Raw genomic sequence first — 18,944 nt, forward strand, 5'->3', positions numbered from 1 at the left:
GGAGAGATAAATAATGGTGAAAACGACAGTAGAAGTTCCTTCTTTATCAAAAGTGTATGAAGAATACTTTAACATTGGTGCCGCAGTTAATTTAAATACCATAGAGTCACAAAAGGATTTATTAAGAAAACATTTTAATAGTATTACAGCTGAAAATGAAATGAAATTCATCGAGATTCAGCCTTCTGAGGGACAGTTTACGTTTGAAAAGGCCGATCAATTAGCTGCTTTTGCAAAGGAAAATGGAATGAAAATGCGTGGACATACATTAGTTTGGCATAATCAGACTCCTGACTGGGTATTTCAAGATGCGGATAGAGAAACGCTTTTACAACGAATGAAGGACCACATCACTTCAGTAATGAAAAGATATAAAGGAACGATTTTCTGTTGGGATGTGGTAAACGAAGCGGTAACCGATGAGGGACCAGAATTGTATAGACCTACAAAATGGTTAGAAATAATCGGAGAGGATTATATTGAAAAAGCATTCGAATTTGCACACGAGGCAGACCCGGACGCCCTGCTTTTTTACAATGACTATAATGAATCCAATCCGGAGAAACGTGAAAAAATCTATAAGCTTGTTAAATCTTTAATAGTTAAGGGTGTTCCCATTCACGGAGTCGGACTCCAAGCACATTGGAATTTAGTCAATCCTAGTCTTGAAGATATTCGTACAGCGATTGAACGATACGCATCCCTGGGGTTGAAGCTGCACCTGACAGAATTGGATATATCTGTTTTCAACTTTGAAGATAAGCGGACTGACCTTAAGCAGCCAACCCATGAAATGTTAGAGTTGCAGGCTGAAAGATACCAGCGAGTATTTCAATTGCTTCGACAATATCAAAATCACATTACTTCAGTAACCTTCTGGGGCGCAGCCGATGATTATACATGGTTAAGCGATTTTCCTGTTAAAGGCAGAAAAAACTGGCCATTTCTTTTTGACGAAAATCATCAGCCAAAAGAATCCTTTTGGAAGGTTGTCCAATATTAGCAATGGCTGATCAGTCATTCGCTATAAACTAGGTATCAGCTAAATAAATGGCGTTGTGATACCTTTGTAATTCCTGTGAAAGGGTGAAAACAATGCCAATTACTGTACAAAATGTACTTGATAAATTAATGGAACCTGTAGAACACTTGCAAAATACTGTGGATACCCTTAAGTCGGGTCACCCAACTACTCAAGTAAAGGGGATTGCCACAGCCTTTATGGCTACACACAAGGTAATTGAACAAACAATCGCGTTGGGTGCAAACTTATTGATTACCCATGAAGGGATATACTTCAGCCATCATGACCATACCGAATTCTTGGAAAAAGATCCTGTATATAATGAAAAACTCAGGTTAATTACGGAGTCAGGACTTGCAATCTATCGTTTCCATGATTATTGGCACCGGTATAAACCGGATGGGATTATGGCTGGCTTAATTAAGGCGCTCGGCTGGCAATCTTATATCGTAGAAAATCAGCCTGCTGCAACGATTCTAAGTATTCCTTCCATGACATTAGCTGAGATTTCCGAGCATATTAAGGGGCGGTTAGGGATTCAGTTTTTACGATTTGCAGGAGATTTGTCGATGAAATGTACCCGCATTGGGCTATTAGCTGGTTATCGTGGCGGGGGAAGTTTATGTATCCCGCTATATGAACAGGAAAATTTAGATCTTATTATTTATGGAGAAGGTCCAGAATGGGAAACTCCGGAATATGTGAGAGATACGAATGATCAAGGAAAGCAAAGGAATCTGATTGTTCTTGGGCATGCGGAAAGTGAAGAACCTGGAATGAGTTATTTAGCACAATGTATTCAAACCATGTTTCCAAGTATTCCAACCTATTTTATTCCGGTCGATCATGCCTTACAAGTTATATAGCTGGTACTACCTTAATCAAATTGACAGGCGGTGATAAAGGTTGAAAATGGGATTTCGATGGTATGGGGAAGGAAATGATTCCGTAAGCTTAAAGCAAATTAAACAAATTCCAGGTGTGGAAACGATTGTTTGGGCCCTTCATGATAGGCAGGCTGGAGAAGAATGGCCGATGGAGAAAATCCTTGAAGTAAAACAGCAAGCTGAACAATATGGTTTTACTATTGATGTGGTTGAAAGTGTAAATGTACATGAAGATATTAAACTGGGGCTTCCTTCAAGAGATCAATATATAGAAAACTATAAAAGAACCATTGAAAAATTGGCTAAAGCAGGTGTAAAGGTTATCTGTTATAACTTTATGCCTGTATTTGACTGGATCAGGACTGATTTATACAAAGAGCTTGAAGATGGTTCCACTGCCTTATTTTATGAAAAGTCTAAGGTCGAGAATATCGATCCAATTGAGTTGGTCAATAAGATTGCGAACAATCCCGACTATACCATGCCTGGCTGGGAACCTGAGCGGTTAGAAAATCTGACAAAGTTCTACGATGCCTATAAGAATGTTACAGAAGAAGATTTATTTCAACATTTGAGCTATTTTCTAGAAGCGATAATTCCGGTATGTGAAGAGAACGACATTAAAATGGCTATCCATCCTGACGATCCGCCATGGGCAATATTCGGATTACCTCGTATTATGACAAATCAGGAAAATATTAGACGAGTGTTAAAGGTTGTTGACAGTCCTTATAATGGGGTAACTCTTTGCAGTGGTTCATTAGGTTCCAATCCTAGTAATAATATTGTCGATATGGTCAGAGAATTTGCTGACCGCATTCCATTCGCCCATGTTCGTAACATTAAAGTCTATGAAAATGGTGATTTTATCGAGACCTCCCATCGGGGCCAGGATGGGACAGTTGATATAGTTGGGATCATGAAAGCTTATCATGAAAATGGATTTAATGGCTATATAAGACCAGATCACGGAAGACATATTTGGGACGAAAAATGCAGGCCAGGATATGGCTTATATGATCGGGCCCTTGGGATTATGTACCTTTTAGGTATTTGGGATTCATTAATTAGGTAGCTGCCTTTAGCTTAGGACTCAATCATCCATTGAGGAGGATAAATATTGAAAAGTGCTTTTGAAAATATATCAAAGAATCGTACAGATTTATACAAGGCAGAACATAAAGAAAGCTATTCTGCTTGGCTGCAATATAAAAAAATTGAAAATCAAGCATGGTCAGAAGAATATACCCAATGGTGCGGAGGATTTACTGTTTTAGGAGAATCGGTGGTCATTGAATCTGCTAAGAGAGAACTGATCCTCGGTATTTCTTCTATGTTAGGGATTCAACCTAGTATCAGTTCAGAACCGCAGCAATCTGGTCTTGTGTTAGCTGATAGGGATTCTATTGGAAATTTAGTAGATGTCGATTTTAATCAACTTAATGATGATGGATACGTAATTAAAACCGTTACTTTTGGTCAAAGAACTACGATTTTCCTTGTGGGAAAAAAAGATAAAGGTGTCTTATATGGTACCTTTCACTTATTACGCCTCATGCAAAACAGGGGAAATTTACAACAGCTGGATATCGTTGAAAACCCAAAAAATCAATTACGAATGCTGAATCAGTGGGACAATATGGATGGCAGTATTGAACGTGGTTATGCAGGAAAATCCATTTTCTATAAAAATCATCAATTCTCAGATGAACTTAATAGAATTGAAGATTATGCAAGACTGCTTGCTTCAGTTGGTATTAATGGAATTGCAATTAATAACGTTAACGTTCACCAGGCAGAGTCCCATTTAATTACAGGCTCCTTGCTGCCTAAAGTGGCTGATGTTGCCGGTATTTTTAGGGCTTATGGGATCACCACATTCCTTAGCGTGAATTATGCCAGTACGATCCAAATTGGAAATTTACCAACAGCAGACCCGCTGGATTCTGAGGTTCGAGAATGGTGGAAGGATAAAGCAGTAGAGATATACAGCTATATTCCTGACTTCGGTGGATTCCTAGTAAAAGCCGATTCAGAACACCGCCCTGGACCGTTTACATATGGCCGAAATCATGCGGATGGAGCAAACATGCTCGCAGAAGCTCTGCAGCCTTTTAATGGAATGGTTCTATGGAGATGTTTCGTCTATAACTGCCTTCAAGATTGGCGTGACCGCTCTACTGATCGAGCAAGAGCTGCATACGACCATTTTAAACCGTTAGACGGCCAATTCCATTCCAATGTTATTTTACAGATCAAGAATGGTCCAATGGATTTCCAAGTACGAGAAGGTGTTTCACCGTTATTTGGAGCAATGAAAAAAACGAATCAAATGTTGGAATTCCAAATCACTCAAGAGTATACAGGCCAACAAAGACATCTTTGTTATCTCGTTCCGCAGTGGAAAGAAGTCCTTGATTTTGACACATATGCAAAAGGGGAAGGTTCAGAGGTCAAAAAGGTAGTAGATGGTTCCCTGTTCCGGAACAGGTTTAGCGGAATTACCGCTGTTTCCAATATTGGAAATGATTATAATTGGACCGGGCATACGCTCGCACAAGCTAATTTGTACGGCTTTGGACGCTTGACATGGAACCCAGATCTTTCAGCTGAAAAAATTACAGATGAATGGATCGGACAAACCTTTGGTGATGATCCACTGGTTAAAGAGTTGGTAAGCAGGATGCTATTAAAATCATGGAATATCTATGAAAAATATACATCACCACTTGGTGTTGGCTGGATGGTAAATCCAAATCATCATTATGGTCCAAATGTGGATGGTTATGAATATTCCGTTTGGGGTACATACCACTTTGCCGATTGTGAAGGAATGGGAGTGGACAGGACTGTAAAATCAGGAACAGGTTACACCTCTCAGTATTTTAAAGAAAATGCCGATATGTATGAAAGGCTTGAAACATGCCCCGATGAATTGCTGTTATTTTTCCATCATGTCCCATATACACATAAGCTAAAATCAGGTAAAACCGTGATTCAACATATTTACAATACTCACTTTGAAGGGGTAGAAGAGGCTGAGGAATTAGTTGAAACTTGGTTACAGCTTAAGGATAGGATTGATCAAAAGCGATTTGATGATATCCTAACCAGATTACAAGAACAAGCAAACCATTCTAAAGAATGGCGGGATATTATCAATACCTATTTTTATCGAAAATCAGGAATCAAGGATGAGCTAAATAGAAAGATCTATTAATATATCTGTTTAATAGGGAAGATCACACATTTATAAAAATAATTTTGATTATTTTACCTATCGTGAACGTAAATAAGAGGAGGCCTCATTCAAATGACACAAAAAAATGTACTAGGAACCAACGTGATTGCGCAAATAGGTATTCTTGTTAATGATATCGAAAAAACCAGCCAGAACTATGCTGATTTCTTTGGTATAGAAAAACCTGAATGGAGTTTAACAGATACATTGGACCGTGCACAAACAGAGTTTGAGGGCAACCCAACTGAGGCTCGGGCAAAACTAGCATTCATTGATATGGGCTCTTTACAATTAGAATTAATTGAACCGGATCATCATCCAAGTACTTGGCGGAAGCATTTGGATGAGCACGGTGAAGGTCCTCACCATATTGCGTTTTTCATAGAAGGAATGCAAGGGAAAATTGAAATAATGGAAAGAAAGCAAATGCCGTTACTTCAAAAAGGTGAATACACCGGTGGAAGATACGCATACATGGACACATTCAAAGATCTTAAAATTGTCATGGAGTTATTGGAAAATGATAGATAAATAGAAACAGGAGGAGATTCTTAATTGGTTCTCCTCTGCCATAATAAGGTGGGATAAAAGAATGCGGATTTTGATAACGGGTGCAAATAGAGGTCTAGGGTTAGCTTTATCAAAGGTCGGGCCAGAAAGAGGCCATCAAATTATTGCTGGAGTAAGAGATCTAAAAAAAAGCACAGAAGGTTTAACTCAATCTGAAATATATAAATCAATTTCACTGCTACCCTTAGATGTAACAGATGAAGAGTCAGTTTCTGCAGCAGCGAATACAGTAAAAGAAAACTTTGGAACTATTGATGTGATCATTAATAATGCGGGTGTATTGTTGGAACGTGAAAAACAAATTGAGGACTTGGATCTTGACCAAGTGAAAGTTACGTTCGATGTTAATTTCTTTGGTCCAATTAGAGTGGTGAAACACTTCCTTCCTCTTTTACTGATGGGTGATCGATCATCCATCATCAACATTTCCTCTGATGCAGGAAGTATAAACCAAGCATATGGCGGTGATTATGCATATGCATCATCAAAAACCGCATTGAACATGTTCAGTCAGCAATTGAGTCAGTATGTACAGAGTAATAATGTCCACGTTTTCTCTATACATCCGGGGTGGATTAAGACAGACATGGGCGGCGAGAGTGCACCAGGGAACCCTTTTGACACGGCCAAAGGAATATTCGATATTATAGAAAGAAAACGAGTGATTGACAGTAGGAATGTTTTCATCACCTATGAAGGACATTCAATGCCATTATAAATAAAAGGTGGTGAACAAAATGATTAAATTTGCAGCGGTGCTTGGCGATTATTATCATCAGAGTGAATGGGCGAAACAATCACTTGAAACTGCACTGAACTGTAATAAGGAAGACCTTCAAATTGAATATTGCTCCCCTGAACAATTAAAAGAGGTACTAGAGAAGAAGCCGGATGCTGTGATCCATTTTAAAGAAAATAGAGTCAATCCTGCTGAAGAAAACATAGAAAAATGGATGACGGAAGATATTGCATTAGAAATCACAAAGTATGTACAAAATGGCGGAGGCTGGCTTGCATGGCATTCAGGCTTAGCATCATTCCCGGTCGACGGTTCTTACATAAAAATGTTAAAAGGACATTTTTTGTATCATCCCGAAAAGCATCAGATGGTCCATTACTACTCATCTGAAGGGAACTCAGTACTTCCAATACCTACTTCATTTGAACTAATCGATGAGCATTATTTTGTTCATTGTGATACAGAGAATACAAATATATTCCTTTTATCTGAATCTATTGATGGACAAGCTCCAGCAGGGTGGTCCCACAGTTTTGGATTTGGCAGGGTATGTTGTGTAACACCTGCCCATACGAAAGAGGGATTGATGAACCATGAACTTTTAAAAATTATAAAAAGCTGTGTAAACTGGCTTATTTCAAGATAAAAATAATGCATTTATCTCACGAACAATGAAAAATTATACTAGGCTATCCATATACAGTGAGTGGTAAATAGCTAGAATAATGATAAAAGAACCGTCCCAAACCATATGGGAACGGTTCTTTTGCTTTTAGCTTTGTTAAAGTTTGATGTTGATTTTACACATAAAAATCCTTATGAAGGACTAATCTCATTAAGAACTCACCTGATTAGTCCTTCATTAATCTTTTATACTGATAAACTAAAAATTAACAAAGAAATTTAACAAAGCATTACTTTTAAATAATATTTTTCCTCAGTTTTTGGGATGTTTTTTAATGTTCGGGGTTTGCTCCATTATGGATTCCTTTTTGTGATACTATAATGGTATGAATATAAAATGTTACGAGGTTGAGGAATATGAGTAGTACAATACTAGATATTGCCAAGCTTGCAGGTGTTGCGAAAAGTACGGTTTCTCGGTTTTTAAATGGCGGCTCAGTTGGGGAAGCAACGAAGAAGAAAATTGAACGGGCAATCAAGGAAACTGGGTATTCTCCGAATCCATTTGCGCAGAGTTTGAAAGCGAAGAAAACGAATATTATTGGCACGATTGTCCCGCGGCTTGATTCTTTTGCTGCTTCACAAACGTTAATTGGCATCGATGAACAATTAAAGAAAATGAACTATCAGATGCTTATCTCCAATACAAGTCAAAGTCTGGAGCGAGAGATTGAAAGTATTTATAGCTTCGCCAATCAAAAGATGGCGGGGATTATTTTGCTTGCCACTGAAATTACAGATCAGCATATTCAGGCATTTGAAAGTGTTAAGGTTCCTGTACTGTTAATTGGACAAGAGCATGAGAACTTTCATAGTCTGATTCATGATGATTTTAATGCTGGTTATGCGATGGGGAGGTATGTCCTTGAAAAAGGATATCGGAAAATTGCTTATCTTGGCGTAACGGAAAGGGATATTTCAGTAGGCGTGAACCGAAAGCAAGGTTTTAAAAAGGTGATACAAGAAGTAGACGATTGCGATGTTCGCTTCTATGAGACATTATTCAATATTCCAGCCGCACAAGCTAGTGCAAAGGAAATTATCCATGAATTTCAGCCTTCCATTTTTGTATGTGCAACCGATAATATTGCTCTTGGGGTTCTGAAGGCATCGTATTCAGAGGGAATTACGATTCCACAGGACTTAGCAGTAACGGGCTTTGGCGGCTATGATGTGACAGGAATCATTCATCCGGGCATAACGACAGCTAAGTTCTTTTACAAAGAAGCGGGGGAAACGGCTGCAAGACACATTGTTGAGTTAGTCAATGAACGCCCTGTGGAAAAAGTAACCGTCTCTAAATTTGAAATTATTGAGCGGGAAAGCGTTGACAATCTCTTTAACACTCCCCTATAATAAAGACAACGAAACCGGTTCCAATTAAGAGGGACCTATTCAATTGGCGACAAATGGATTTGGTTTCTCTTAAACAAATTTTTTTAGTTAAAATTGGAACCGGTTCCTATCGTGGAGAGCTTTTATTTTTTTGCTCTTGAATGGAACCGGTTCCGAAGTCAGATGAAAAGAGAGGGATTAGGATGGATCATAAAAAAATTGCTCGGGAAGTACTAGATGCCATTGGTGGTCAGGAAAATGTATCAGCTGCAGCGCATTGCGCCACTCGCTTACGTCTTGTTTTACATGATGAAACAGTTGTTGATCAAGCAGCGTTGGACAACATGGATGTTGTAAAAGGAACCTTTTCAACAGGAGGTCAGTTTCAAATTATCTTAGGATCTGGAACAGTAAACGAGGTCTATAAACACTTGGCGAAGATGTCAGGTCAAACAGAAATGTCAACGAGTGATGTAAAAGACGCAGCGACGAAGAAACTAAATCCGATTCAGCAGTTCGTCAAAATGCTATCAGACATTTTTGTTCCAATTATTCCAGCGATTGTAGCTGGTGGTTTATTAATGGGGATAAACAATATTTTAACAGCTCCAGATTTATTTCTTGAGGGAAAATCATTAGTGGATGCAAATCCAGAAATGGCGGATTTAGCGGCACTTATTAATACATTTGCAAATGCAGCCTTTGTTTTCTTACCGATATTAATCGGCTTTTCAGCAACGAAGCGGTTTGGAGGGAATCCTTTCCTTGGAGCCACTCTCGGAATGCTAATGGTTCATCCAGACTTATTAAATGGGTACGGTTATGGTGCCGCATTACTGAACAATGAGGTCCCAGTTTGGAATCTCTTTGGCCTAGAAATAGAAAAGGTAGGCTACCAGGGAACCGTACTTCCTGTTCTTGCCGCATCTTTTATTCTAGCAAAAATAGAAACATCCTTACGGAAGGTTGTTCCATCCGCTTTAGACAATCTAGTAACACCGTTATTGTCTATCTTTGTTACAGGGGTTTTAACGTTTACTTTGGTAGGGCCGCTGACACGCTCAGCTGGTAATCTATTAACAGATGGAATCGTTTGGTTATATGATTCAACAGGTGTAATTGGCGGGATCCTTTTCGGTTTACTTTATGCACCAATAGTTATTACAGGTATGCACCATAGCTTTATTGCGGTAGAAACACAATTACTTGCCGATATTGTGAAAACGGGTGGATCGTTTATCTTCGTCATTGCGGCGATGTCAAACATTGCACAGGGAGGAGCGACTCTTGCGGTGCTAAAAACAACGAAAAATACCAAGATCAAAGGAACTGCTTCAGCAGCCGGGATCTCTGCCTTACTAGGGATTACCGAACCAGCGATGTTTGGGGTTAATTTGAAATTACGCTATCCATTTATTGGTGCCATTATTGGTTCTGCCGTTGGATCAGGCTTTGTTACGATGTTCAAGGTTAAGGCGACAGCACTAGGGGCTGCAGGTATACCAGGAATTATCTCGATTCGCCCAGATACGATTATTTCTTATATTGTCGGTATGGCCATCGCATTTGCCGTCGCATTTATCGTCACGCTTGTTTTAGCAAAAAGAGACGAAAAAAAAGCTGTTAAACAAACATCTGACCAAGCAGCAGCATAATAAAAAGTGAAAAGGAGAATCCTGTGATTCTCCTTTCTGTATTAGGAGTGAATCAGCATGGAATGGACAAAAGAGCGACGATACAGAACCATGGACGAGGTATCTGTAGATGAAATCCAAGGGTTAGCCAATCTTGTGAATCAATGCCCATGGCGCCAGTCTTTTCATATTCAGCCGGTAACAGGATTGTTAAACGACCCGAATGGATTTAGTTATTTTAATGGTGAATATCATTTATTCTATCAATGGTTCCCGCTCGGGCCGGTTCATGGGTTGAAGCATTGGTATCATACGAAATCGAAAGACCTGGTTCACTGGGATAATGTTGGAATGGCCATTGAGCCTTCGAATGAGTTTGATTGCCATGGGGCGTATTCCGGAAGCGGAATTGAGCATGATGGGAAATTATATATCATGTACACGGGCAATACGCGCGATGAATATTGGAATCGACACCCCTATCAATGTTTGGCTGTGATGAGTCCGGATGGAAGCATTGTCAAAATGGATGAACCAGTGATTGCAGAAGTTCCAAGCGGCTATACCGATCATTTTCGTGATCCAAAGGTTTGGAAAAATGGGGATTACTTCTACGCGGTGATTGGTACTCAAAGAGAAAATAAGACTGGAAGTGTAGTTTTATATCGATCCAAGGATTTAAAAGATTGGCAGTTTGCGGGCGAAGTGAAGACAGGGTTAGGTGAAGCGTTCGGTTATATGTGGGAATGTCCGGATTACTTTGAGCTGGATGGACAAGGGGTATTCCTTTTCTCCCCACAAGGGTTAAAAGCGGAAGGCGACAGCTATCAAAATATTTATCAATCAGGGTATGTAGTTGGAAGTCCAATAGATTTAGAGAATATTGAATTAAAGCATGGTGCATTTCATGAGTTAGATCGGGGCTTTGATTTTTACGCGCCGCAAACAACGGTGGATCACCAGGGAAGGCGGATTCTAGTCGGTTGGATGGGGTTACCGGAAATTAACTATCCTACAGATAAAAATGGATGGGCTCACTGTTTAACACTCCCTCGTGAGTTATCGATTAAAGACGGGAAACTGGTTCAGCAGCCAGTTTCTGAGCTGATATTGCTTCGCGGGAAAAAGGCGGAAATCAGCTGGACGGTTGAGAATGAAAGTGTTGGTTTGGATGACTTTGAGGGAAACGCATATGAGCTTTTTGCAGAGTTCTCTGATAGTACGGCTGAGGAGTTCGGTTTGGAACTTCGTGTTGGAGAAATGGAGAAAACTGTGATTAAGTATGATGGTGTTGCGAAGAAGGTTGTGTTTGATCGAACTGAGTCGGGAGAATCCTTTGCTGAGGAGTTTGGTACGATTCGGAAATGTACGTTGGACGCTGAAAAGATTTCATTCCGAATCTTTGTTGATGTTTCCTCTGTTGAGGTGTTTGTTAATAATGGGGTTGAAGTATTTACAGGTAGGATTTTTCCTGGTGAAAATAGTAATGGAATTCGAGTGTTTGCTCGTGGGGGGCAAACTAAAGTGAAGGCTGTAAAATGGGAAATCAAATAAATTTATAGAGTATTAGAGGTGGAAAAATGGGGAAGCTTTTTACGATTGGTGAAGTGTTAATTGATTTTATCCCTTTTCAAAAAGGTGTGGCTTTAAAGGATGTTGTCTCTTTTGAGAGAGCTCCTGGGGGAGCACCGGCAAATGTGGCAGCTGCCGTTGCTAAATATGGGCAGAAAGCAGCGTTGATTTCTAAATTAGGGAAGGATGCGTTTGGCGACTTTTTAGTTGAAAGGCTAGTCGAGGCGGGAGTTGAGACGGACAAGGTATATCGAACTGGGGAGGCGAATACGGGTTTAGCTTTTGTTTCGTTAAAAGAAAACGGGGAACGTGACTTTTCATTTTACCGTAATCCTTCCGCTGATTTGCTGTTAAGCGAGGAGGAGGTTGAGACAGGCTGGTTCGAAGCAGGAGATATTCTCCACTTTTGCTCAGTTGATCTTGTGGAAAGCCCGATGAAACAGGCTCATAAAAAAGCAATTGCCGCTGTTTCAGCTGCGGATGGCTTAGTTAGCTTTGACCCAAATGTGCGGCTTCCGCTTTGGGAAGATCCGGAGGACTGCCGCAGGGCAATTCTTGAATTTTTACCGACTGCAGATATCGTAAAGGTTTCCGATGAAGAGCTTAATTTTATTACGGGAATAAAAGAGGAGTCGGATTCGATACAATCTTTGTTCGTTGGAAACGTGAAGGCAGTTGTCTACACAAAGGGAGCTGCCGGAGCAGATTTGATTTTAAAAGATCAAAAGTTTGATTCGAGCGGATACACTGTTAAAACGGTGGACACAACCGGTGCAGGTGATGCATTCATTGGCGGATTTTTATATCAATTATTAGAATTGCATGCAAGTCCGGAAAATATTGAAGAAGTACTACGAGACCAACAGGCCGGTATCCTCCAATTTGCCAATGCAAGCGGCGCTCTCACTACAACAGGAAAAGGAGCGATCTCTGCTCTGCCGACAAAGAAGGAAGTTGAGGAACTTATAGAGAATCAAAATTAGGAAGTCTCCTCCCCAATGATGCTGCTGAACTGGGGAGATGCGCTACGGGTGGCATGATGTTATAAATCCTAAATAATTAAGAAGCTTCTCATAAGTTTATTGAACATACGAGGAGCTTCTTTTTTTGGCAAAATTAAAGCATGTCTTCATAATCTAGGGAACTTGTGTGAAACAAGATTATTCGGGGAGTGACAGGCACGAATTATATCTCCCCACAAAATTTGGCAACTTCCTCTTATTGGTTCTTTTACGATTAATAAATTCTCTTCAATTTCACCTTCTTGCGTTTCTCCCTTTTGGTGCGGAAATTGAATTCATTTCGATTTTACAAAAAATGCGCTTTGAACCAACTTCTTTCCATATGGATGTGAAAGGGGAACGCGCGGACGACCACCCAAAACAATTCACTACCATCCATATTCACTATGCCTTAGAAGGGGAACTACTTCAGGATAAAGTAGTTCGCGCGGTCAAATTATCAACGGAAAAATATTGTTCCGTATCCCACTCCTTAAATGCGGAAATCACCGCTAGCTACTCCATCAATGGAGTAAAAGGAACGCAGGAAGTATAAAGTTACCTAAGCCAGGCTTAAAGCCTGGCCTTTTACTAGTTATAGTGATGTCTTTTTCAAAGGGGTTGTACATATAATGACTAATGATCTCTTATAAAGGAGGGGTTTTGTGGGAATTAACTTAGGAATCTTCATTAGTGCGTTGTGTACTGCTTTAGGAGCCGTTCCCGCTTTGTTCTTAGGTAATCTTTCGCACCGGTTTAAGGATAATTTATTGGCCTACAGTGCGGGGATTATGGTGGCAGCCTCAACATATGCCCTGATTCCTTCTACGTTGAAGCTTTCCAATATGTTTGTATTGACGATTGGAATTCTAGTAGGAACGGCCACTCTTACCGCCCTAGAAATGAGCTTGCCACATATAGAACTGGAGCATACTTCTCCAGCTGCTCACCAAGCAAGACCAATGCTTTTAATCGCGGCCATGGCTATACATAATATACCGGAAGGAATTTCAGTCGGTGTTAGTTTTGCAAGTCAATACGAGGATTTAGGCTCACTTGTTGCCTTTTCGATTGGCTTACAAAATATCCCGGAAGGCTTTCTGGTTTGTTTGTTTTTAGTGGCGAATGGAATCCCAAAGTTATCGGCCTTTATGTATACAGTCTTTACAGGAGGTATTGAATTAGCAGCTTCGTATCTGGGGTTACAGTTGACGGATCAATATCTTGGTGTTGTTCCGTATGGATTAGCGTTTGCTGCAGGGGCCATGCTGTTTGTTGTCTATAAGGAGCTCATTCCCGAAAGCCATGGTGATGGGAATGAGAGGTCTGCTACCTTTTCTTTTGTCATTGGTCTACTTACGATGATTCTTATAACAGACATTTTTAGATAAAAAGAACGAAAAAGTCATTATGATGTTTGGGGCTGCTGCTATTGGTTTGGTCACTGTTTTTCTCATCCAAATGTTTCAGAATAGCGGAGTGCAGTCTGATGCGGCCATTGGAGTCGTATTCACCGCATTATTCGCTGTAGGTGTTATTTTAGTTAGTCTGTTTACTAGACAGGTAGATTTGGATTTAGATTGTGTTTTATATGGGGAGATTGCTTATGCACCATGGGACACTCTCGGAGTTGGCGGACATAGCATCGGGCCAAAGGCCGTTTGGGGAATCGGCGCTAGCTTTCTGTTAAATGTATTGTGTATTGGAATCTTTTATAAACAGTTTAAAATAAGCGCCTTCGATCCTGCAATGGCCGCTTCATTAGGTTTTCCGGTGGTAATTTTTCACTATTTATAAATGGGCTTGGTGTCTGTTTCAACGGTTGCTTCCTTTGAAAGTGTTGGCGCCATCTTAGTAGTGGGCATGATTATTGTCCCTGTAGCAACAGCTTATCTTTTAACGGACAGATTGAGTATGATGATTGTTATCAGTGTTGTGGTAAGTATTATAAGTTCTATCATAGGCTATTACGTTGCTTTTCTACTAGATGCATCCATCGGTGCAACAATGGTTTCGGTTGCGGGATTCCTATTTGTACTTGCCTTCTTATTTTCACCCATACACGGGATTTTGGTTAAAAAGTGGAGGAGAAATAAATTTACTCATCAATATTAATGTTGATTCTTTTATTAAGGGGATGTTGAGATGGCATCACCATGTAAAGAGAAATATCTAGAGAAGATTTATTACGATGTCGTAAAGCAAGGGTATAGTAGTGTTACGGATAGTGCCATTTCTTTAAATGTATCTGTATCTTCCGTAACCAAAATGGTCCGAAAGCTAAGTGTTGAAGAATATCTGGAATACAAACGGTATGGAAAGATTCGAATGACAGAAATAGGTATGATCAAAGGGGAAAAGTTAGCATACGACTATCAAGTTTTATAAGCCTTTTTTCAGCTTATAGGAATGGATCAGAAACATATTCCGCACGAAATTTCATGTATTAAATACCATCTAAGTGGAAATGCCATAGCAAAAATTAGAACTTATATGAGTGGCATAATAAAAAATGCTGAGATTAGGTAATAAATACCTAGTCTATTCTTTTTTGTAGTAAAAAATTACCATAAAATCCATATATTTGTTTACATTAATGCCATTTCCTATTATCATTGATTTAAACTTGCCTCAGGGCAACACTATATTAAACAGTAAACATTAAGGATCACGTTCGCTCATATATATTTTATTAAATTATTTTTCAGGAGTTTGAGTGTATGTTGAATAAAGTAAAAGAGCTTATGCTGGCTACGAGGGTAAATAAAATCCTGAATCGACACTCAATTGAAATTGCCCATTATATTCCCGGAAGAATTCGGCTAAAGTCTACTTTATGGAAGCATAACCCCAATACCGTTGGTCAATTAATTAGTCACTTTAAAGGGGAGTCTAGAATTCATTCTATTCAATACACACCTGAAACAGGTAGTTTATTAATTTCCTATGATAGTAGTCCGGTTGACAATGTCAAGCAGCTTGAACAATGGGTGGAACAAATTGAAAGGATATCTGTAAGCGTTATCCAGTAGAAGGAGAGAAAGTATGATTTCTTCACTAGTAGGTTTAGGTGCTTCCCTATTAGCTCCTAAAATTTTATCCCAAATTAATGATCAAAAGGTAGAAGTTGTTCATGCCATGCCTGGCAGAGTAAGGCTTAAATGCGATCGCTGGAAAGACCCGGTCGTGGCAGCGCATCTCGAACAGACCTTTTCACACCTTGGAATTGTTAAACATGTAAGTGCATCTCCTATTACCGGGAGTCTATTAATTGAGTTTTTTGTTCCTAGTCTTACCACCGAGCAATTTGACGAGTTAGTTAAGCTTGCTGTTAACACCTCAGTAAATGCCTTTCCACATGTAGAGGCGCAACTTATGAAAACAATGAAAAATACCGTTTCCTCCGTAGATGGTCTGATAAAGAAAAGAACATCTGGCAAGGCAGACATCGATTCATTGCTATCATTATTTCTCCTTATCTACGGAACATTAGGTTTTTCTGCAAATCCGGCTTTTTCAAGTAGTTTGCTCTATTGGTCATATACTATCATTACGAAAGAGAAAGGATAGGACTATGGAATTCGAGCTTTCTTTAATCCATTCCTTACCAGGAAGGACAAGATTAAAGTTAGGATTAAAAAACGGAAATGAAAAGGAGATTGAAGCGTTTTTCCGTTCCAATCGATCTATTTATTCCGCCTCCTATACCAAAGAAACAGGGTCAGTGCTTCTCTATCATGATTCACAGCTGTCATGGACTGATCTTTTTCGGAAAAATACGAAACCCACGACGGCTACTACACCCACACCAGCCAAAGCAAGGTTTCCGATTATTGAACTACTTACATGTTTTAGTGCGTTTGTCCTTGAAGTAGTCAAATCCTCTCCTGTTCCAGCTCAAGGAATGATTCAGCTAGTTAGACCAACTTCCATATCGGTATTGTTTTCATCGTACAGGATTATCAAAAAAGGATTTTTATCGTTATTAACCACTGGAAAACCTAGTGCAGACACACTAACGACAGCAGCTTTACTTGCATCTATCATAAAAGGAAATCCAAAATCAGCTCTCATTATCTATTTAATGTCAACCATTAGTGAGTGGTTAACCGATTTCACGGCATATAAAACAAGAAATTATGTGAGAGACATGTTGAGTGTCAAAGCAGATTCTGTCTGGAGAGTAGATGAATTAGGCCATGAAGTAAAGGTCTCAGTCGATCAAGTAAAAGCAGGCGACCAGGTTGTTGTTTTCCAAGGTGAAAAGGTTGTAGTAGACGGGAAAATCATTGATGGAACAGGAGTTGTAGATGAATCATCGATTACAGGCGAGTATCTTCCCAAAGAGCTTTCAAAGGGTGACCTGGTTTTCGCTGGATGCGTTATCGTTGAAGGAAACTTCAAGATTTTAGTAGAAAAGGCTGGAGACGACACAGCCATTGCGAGAATGATTCATTTAATTGAAGATGCCCAAACAAAACAAGCGCCCATCCAATCTATTACTAATCGCTTAACCGAAAAACTTGTACCACTTTCATTTGCCTTAGCAGGGTTAGTTTATCTTGTTACAAGAGATTGGAATAAAGTATTAAATATGCTGGTTATTGATTATGTTTGTGGTTTAAAACTGTCTACAGCTACAGCTATTTCGTCATCTATCGGATTAGCTGCAAAGAATGGAATTCTGTTAAAAGGTGGTCAAATAATCGAGAAGTTGGCGCAAATCGATACGGTTATTTTAGATAAAACAGGGACTATTACCGAAGGAAGAGCCATAGTAACCAAGATTATTCCACTTGCTGAAATGCTAGAGGATGATGTGTTAAGCCTCGCAGCTTCTGCTGAAGTACATTCCTCACACCCGATTGCAGAAGCCATTTGTAACAAAGCAAATGAGTTAAATCTTCCTATTCCTTACCATGATGAACTTGAAATGGTAGTTGGAAAGGGTATTAAGGTCTCAGTTGGTCAAAAAACCGTACTCGTCGGTAGCAAGAGATTCTTATCTGATTGGAGAATTCCTCTAGATCGACTTGGAGATAGTAGCAGTCAGGTTAATCCAGATGAAAATATGGTTTATGTTGCATATAATCAGAAACTTATCGGTATCATTGTTTTAGAAGATAAGGTTAGAGACGGAATGAAAAAGAGCATTAATCAGTTAAGAAGATCCGGTGTAGATGAAATTATTATGTTAACTGGAGATCTTTATCATCCAGCGAAAAAGATAGCCAATCAGCTTGGGATGGATTCGTTTGTTGCAGAAGCTCTCCCTGAAGATAAAGCAAAGTTTGTTATGAATTATAAAAATAAAACGGACCACTTAATGATGGTGGGAGATGGAATAAATGATGCACCTGCTCTTGCATATGCTAATGTAGGGGTTACACTAGGCACAAAACGTACAGATATCGCAGTAGAAACTGCAGATGTAATTGTTACAGCAGATGACCCCTTGGCTCTAGCAGAGGTAGTTAAATTATCTCAAAGAACGATGAAGTTAATATACCAAAATATCATTGTCACTGTACTTGTTAATAGCGGTGCCATTCTACTAGGGACACTAGGTTTTATATCACCTGTTATGGGAGCCGCTATTCATAATGCAGCGACCATTGCCGTTGTAATCAATAGTGGGAAGACTATTTTATTAGGGGGAAATCTGAGTGGAAGCTAATTATCGAATCGCCCACAGTATTCCCGGAAGGGTACGTCTCATTATTCAAGCATTATCGGATAAAACTGATTATATAAATATTGAAAAAATGTTTTCCGCATTAAAAGGCGTTAAAAAAGTGAGAATAGAACCAATTATTCAGTCCATGGTGATTGAGTACGAACCGAAGATTGTTAACAGGAGTGTAATCCTCCGTTACATATCCCTGTTTTTTAAGCAGACTCAATTTGATCCGCTTGACCGGTTTATGGTCCAGGTTAAGCCAAATAGTAGAAAGGATTTCCTCCGCTCCTTATGTACTGGATTTCTCTTACTGATTGCTTATTTGCGAAAAGGGGTTGGACCAAGTCCCAATATTTTTGAATATGCTGCTGTCATTTCTACTGCCTATACGGTTCTCTCACATGGCGAAAATAAGTTAAGGCATCCAGATGTATTAACAGGGATGATCAGTATGTACTCCCTAGGAACAAATAATATTTTACAAGTTGCAATGTTTACTTGGGCAGTAAATGCTCTAGAAATTTTCCATGATATGAGAAGAAGTCGAAGACTTCTTTAAATATAATATTTAAAGTAG

General features: G+C 39.4%; 18 protein-coding genes and 1 pseudogene. All 19 read left to right on the forward strand.

Annotation, left to right across the window (positions count from 1 at the left end; genetic code table 11):
- The first annotated feature begins 13 nt into the window (after nucleotides 1–13).
- The 19 genes and pseudogenes from ACY3XC_RS23260 (at nucleotide 14) to ACY3XC_RS23350 (ending at nucleotide 18,926) form a co-directional block, all read left to right on the forward strand.
- Nucleotides 14–1,003, forward strand: coding sequence for an endo-1,4-beta-xylanase (locus tag ACY3XC_RS23260; RefSeq protein ID WP_464870681.1), 990 nt, complete (start codon nucleotides 14–16; stop codon nucleotides 1,001–1,003).
- Nucleotides 1,004–1,095: 92 nt separating this feature from the next.
- Nucleotides 1,096–1,890: a Nif3-like dinuclear metal center hexameric protein gene (locus tag ACY3XC_RS23265; protein WP_464870683.1), complete on the forward strand. Its 795-nt coding sequence runs from the start codon at nucleotides 1,096–1,098 to the stop codon at nucleotides 1,888–1,890.
- 40 nt (nucleotides 1,891–1,930) lie between these two features.
- The gene (gene uxuA / locus ACY3XC_RS23270) at nucleotides 1,931–2,986 is read left to right on the forward strand and encodes a mannonate dehydratase (protein WP_464870684.1); all 1,056 of its coding nucleotides are present in this window, start codon (nucleotides 1,931–1,933) and stop codon (nucleotides 2,984–2,986) included.
- A gap of 45 nt (nucleotides 2,987–3,031) precedes the next feature.
- Nucleotides 3,032–5,131: an alpha-glucuronidase family glycosyl hydrolase gene (locus ACY3XC_RS23275; protein WP_464870685.1), complete on the forward strand. Its 2,100-nt coding sequence runs from the start codon at nucleotides 3,032–3,034 to the stop codon at nucleotides 5,129–5,131.
- Nucleotides 5,132–5,224: 93 nt separating this feature from the next.
- Nucleotides 5,225–5,683 (forward strand): VOC family protein, encoded by a 459-nt coding sequence (locus ACY3XC_RS23280; RefSeq protein ID WP_464870686.1) that lies wholly within the window; start codon nucleotides 5,225–5,227, stop codon nucleotides 5,681–5,683.
- Nucleotides 5,684–5,744: 61 nt separating this feature from the next.
- A complete protein-coding gene (locus tag ACY3XC_RS23285) occupies nucleotides 5,745–6,440 on the forward strand; it encodes an SDR family oxidoreductase (RefSeq protein WP_464870687.1) in 696 nt (231 codons plus the stop codon).
- A 19-nt stretch (nucleotides 6,441–6,459) separates the two neighbouring features.
- Nucleotides 6,460–7,107, forward strand: coding sequence for a ThuA domain-containing protein (locus ACY3XC_RS23290; protein ID WP_179160658.1), 648 nt, complete (start codon nucleotides 6,460–6,462; stop codon nucleotides 7,105–7,107).
- A gap of 395 nt (nucleotides 7,108–7,502) precedes the next feature.
- Complete coding sequence (locus ACY3XC_RS23295; protein WP_179160657.1) at nucleotides 7,503–8,501, forward strand: LacI family DNA-binding transcriptional regulator; 999 nt, start codon at nucleotides 7,503–7,505, stop codon at nucleotides 8,499–8,501.
- Nucleotides 8,502–8,683: 182 nt separating this feature from the next.
- Nucleotides 8,684–10,135: a sucrose-specific PTS transporter subunit IIBC gene (locus tag ACY3XC_RS23300; RefSeq protein ID WP_179160656.1), complete on the forward strand. Its 1,452-nt coding sequence runs from the start codon at nucleotides 8,684–8,686 to the stop codon at nucleotides 10,133–10,135.
- A 57-nt stretch (nucleotides 10,136–10,192) separates the two neighbouring features.
- Nucleotides 10,193–11,668, forward strand: a complete 1,476-nt coding sequence (locus tag ACY3XC_RS23305) for a glycoside hydrolase family 32 protein (protein ID WP_464870688.1) — start codon at nucleotides 10,193–10,195, stop codon at nucleotides 11,666–11,668.
- A gap of 26 nt (nucleotides 11,669–11,694) precedes the next feature.
- Nucleotides 11,695–12,669 (forward strand): carbohydrate kinase family protein, encoded by a 975-nt coding sequence (locus tag ACY3XC_RS23310; RefSeq protein ID WP_464870689.1) that lies wholly within the window; start codon nucleotides 11,695–11,697, stop codon nucleotides 12,667–12,669.
- 166 nt (nucleotides 12,670–12,835) lie between these two features.
- Nucleotides 12,836–13,243 (forward strand): OsmC family protein, encoded by a 408-nt coding sequence (locus ACY3XC_RS23315; RefSeq protein WP_464870690.1) that lies wholly within the window; start codon nucleotides 12,836–12,838, stop codon nucleotides 13,241–13,243.
- Between the two features lie 109 nt (nucleotides 13,244–13,352).
- The gene (locus tag ACY3XC_RS23320) at nucleotides 13,353–14,078 is read left to right on the forward strand and encodes a ZIP family metal transporter (RefSeq protein ID WP_464870691.1); all 726 of its coding nucleotides are present in this window, start codon (nucleotides 13,353–13,355) and stop codon (nucleotides 14,076–14,078) included.
- A gap of 7 nt (nucleotides 14,079–14,085) precedes the next feature.
- A pseudogene (locus tag ACY3XC_RS23325) lies at nucleotides 14,086–14,802 on the forward strand (metal ABC transporter permease); the annotation flags it as partial.
- A gap of 30 nt (nucleotides 14,803–14,832) precedes the next feature.
- Nucleotides 14,833–15,075: a hypothetical protein gene (locus ACY3XC_RS23330; RefSeq protein ID WP_464870692.1), complete on the forward strand. Its 243-nt coding sequence runs from the start codon at nucleotides 14,833–14,835 to the stop codon at nucleotides 15,073–15,075.
- Nucleotides 15,076–15,407: 332 nt separating this feature from the next.
- Nucleotides 15,408–15,719, forward strand: coding sequence for an HMA2 domain-containing protein (locus tag ACY3XC_RS23335; protein WP_464870693.1), 312 nt, complete (start codon nucleotides 15,408–15,410; stop codon nucleotides 15,717–15,719).
- Nucleotides 15,720–15,732: 13 nt separating this feature from the next.
- Nucleotides 15,733–16,257 carry an HMA2 domain-containing protein gene (locus ACY3XC_RS23340; RefSeq protein ID WP_464870694.1) on the forward strand — a complete coding sequence of 175 codons (525 nt, stop codon included), beginning with the start codon at nucleotides 15,733–15,735 and terminating at the stop codon, nucleotides 16,255–16,257.
- Nucleotides 16,258–16,261: 4 nt separating this feature from the next.
- Complete coding sequence (locus ACY3XC_RS23345; RefSeq protein ID WP_464870695.1) at nucleotides 16,262–18,364, forward strand: heavy metal translocating P-type ATPase; 2,103 nt, start codon at nucleotides 16,262–16,264, stop codon at nucleotides 18,362–18,364.
- Nucleotides 18,354–18,926, forward strand: coding sequence for an HMA2 domain-containing protein (locus tag ACY3XC_RS23350; protein WP_464870696.1), 573 nt, complete (start codon nucleotides 18,354–18,356; stop codon nucleotides 18,924–18,926). Before ACY3XC_RS23345 ends, ACY3XC_RS23350 begins: the two co-directional genes overlap by 11 nt.
- Nucleotides 18,927–18,944 lie beyond the last annotated feature (18 nt).

This window comes from Bacillus sp. CZDM1, assembly GCF_055502545.1.

Coding starts and splice junctions, on each gene's coding strand:
- ACY3XC_RS23300 (WP_179160656.1), top strand. CDS start 8,684: ATGGATCATAAAAAAATTGCTCGGGAAGTACTAGATGCCATTGGTGGT.
- ACY3XC_RS23335 (WP_464870693.1), top strand. CDS start 15,408: ATGTTGAATAAAGTAAAAGAGCTTATGCTGGCTACGAGGGTAAATAAA.
- ACY3XC_RS23280 (WP_464870686.1), top strand. CDS start 5,225: ATGACACAAAAAAATGTACTAGGAACCAACGTGATTGCGCAAATAGGT.
- ACY3XC_RS23305 (WP_464870688.1), top strand. CDS start 10,193: ATGGAATGGACAAAAGAGCGACGATACAGAACCATGGACGAGGTATCT.
- ACY3XC_RS23340 (WP_464870694.1), top strand. CDS start 15,733: ATGATTTCTTCACTAGTAGGTTTAGGTGCTTCCCTATTAGCTCCTAAA.
- ACY3XC_RS23260 (WP_464870681.1), top strand. CDS start 14: ATGGTGAAAACGACAGTAGAAGTTCCTTCTTTATCAAAAGTGTATGAA.
- ACY3XC_RS23330 (WP_464870692.1), top strand. CDS start 14,833: ATGGCATCACCATGTAAAGAGAAATATCTAGAGAAGATTTATTACGAT.
- ACY3XC_RS23345 (WP_464870695.1), top strand. CDS start 16,262: ATGGAATTCGAGCTTTCTTTAATCCATTCCTTACCAGGAAGGACAAGA.
- ACY3XC_RS23295 (WP_179160657.1), top strand. CDS start 7,503: ATGAGTAGTACAATACTAGATATTGCCAAGCTTGCAGGTGTTGCGAAA.
- ACY3XC_RS23285 (WP_464870687.1), top strand. CDS start 5,745: ATGCGGATTTTGATAACGGGTGCAAATAGAGGTCTAGGGTTAGCTTTA.
- ACY3XC_RS23310 (WP_464870689.1), top strand. CDS start 11,695: ATGGGGAAGCTTTTTACGATTGGTGAAGTGTTAATTGATTTTATCCCT.
- ACY3XC_RS23290 (WP_179160658.1), top strand. CDS start 6,460: ATGATTAAATTTGCAGCGGTGCTTGGCGATTATTATCATCAGAGTGAA.
- ACY3XC_RS23265 (WP_464870683.1), top strand. CDS start 1,096: ATGCCAATTACTGTACAAAATGTACTTGATAAATTAATGGAACCTGTA.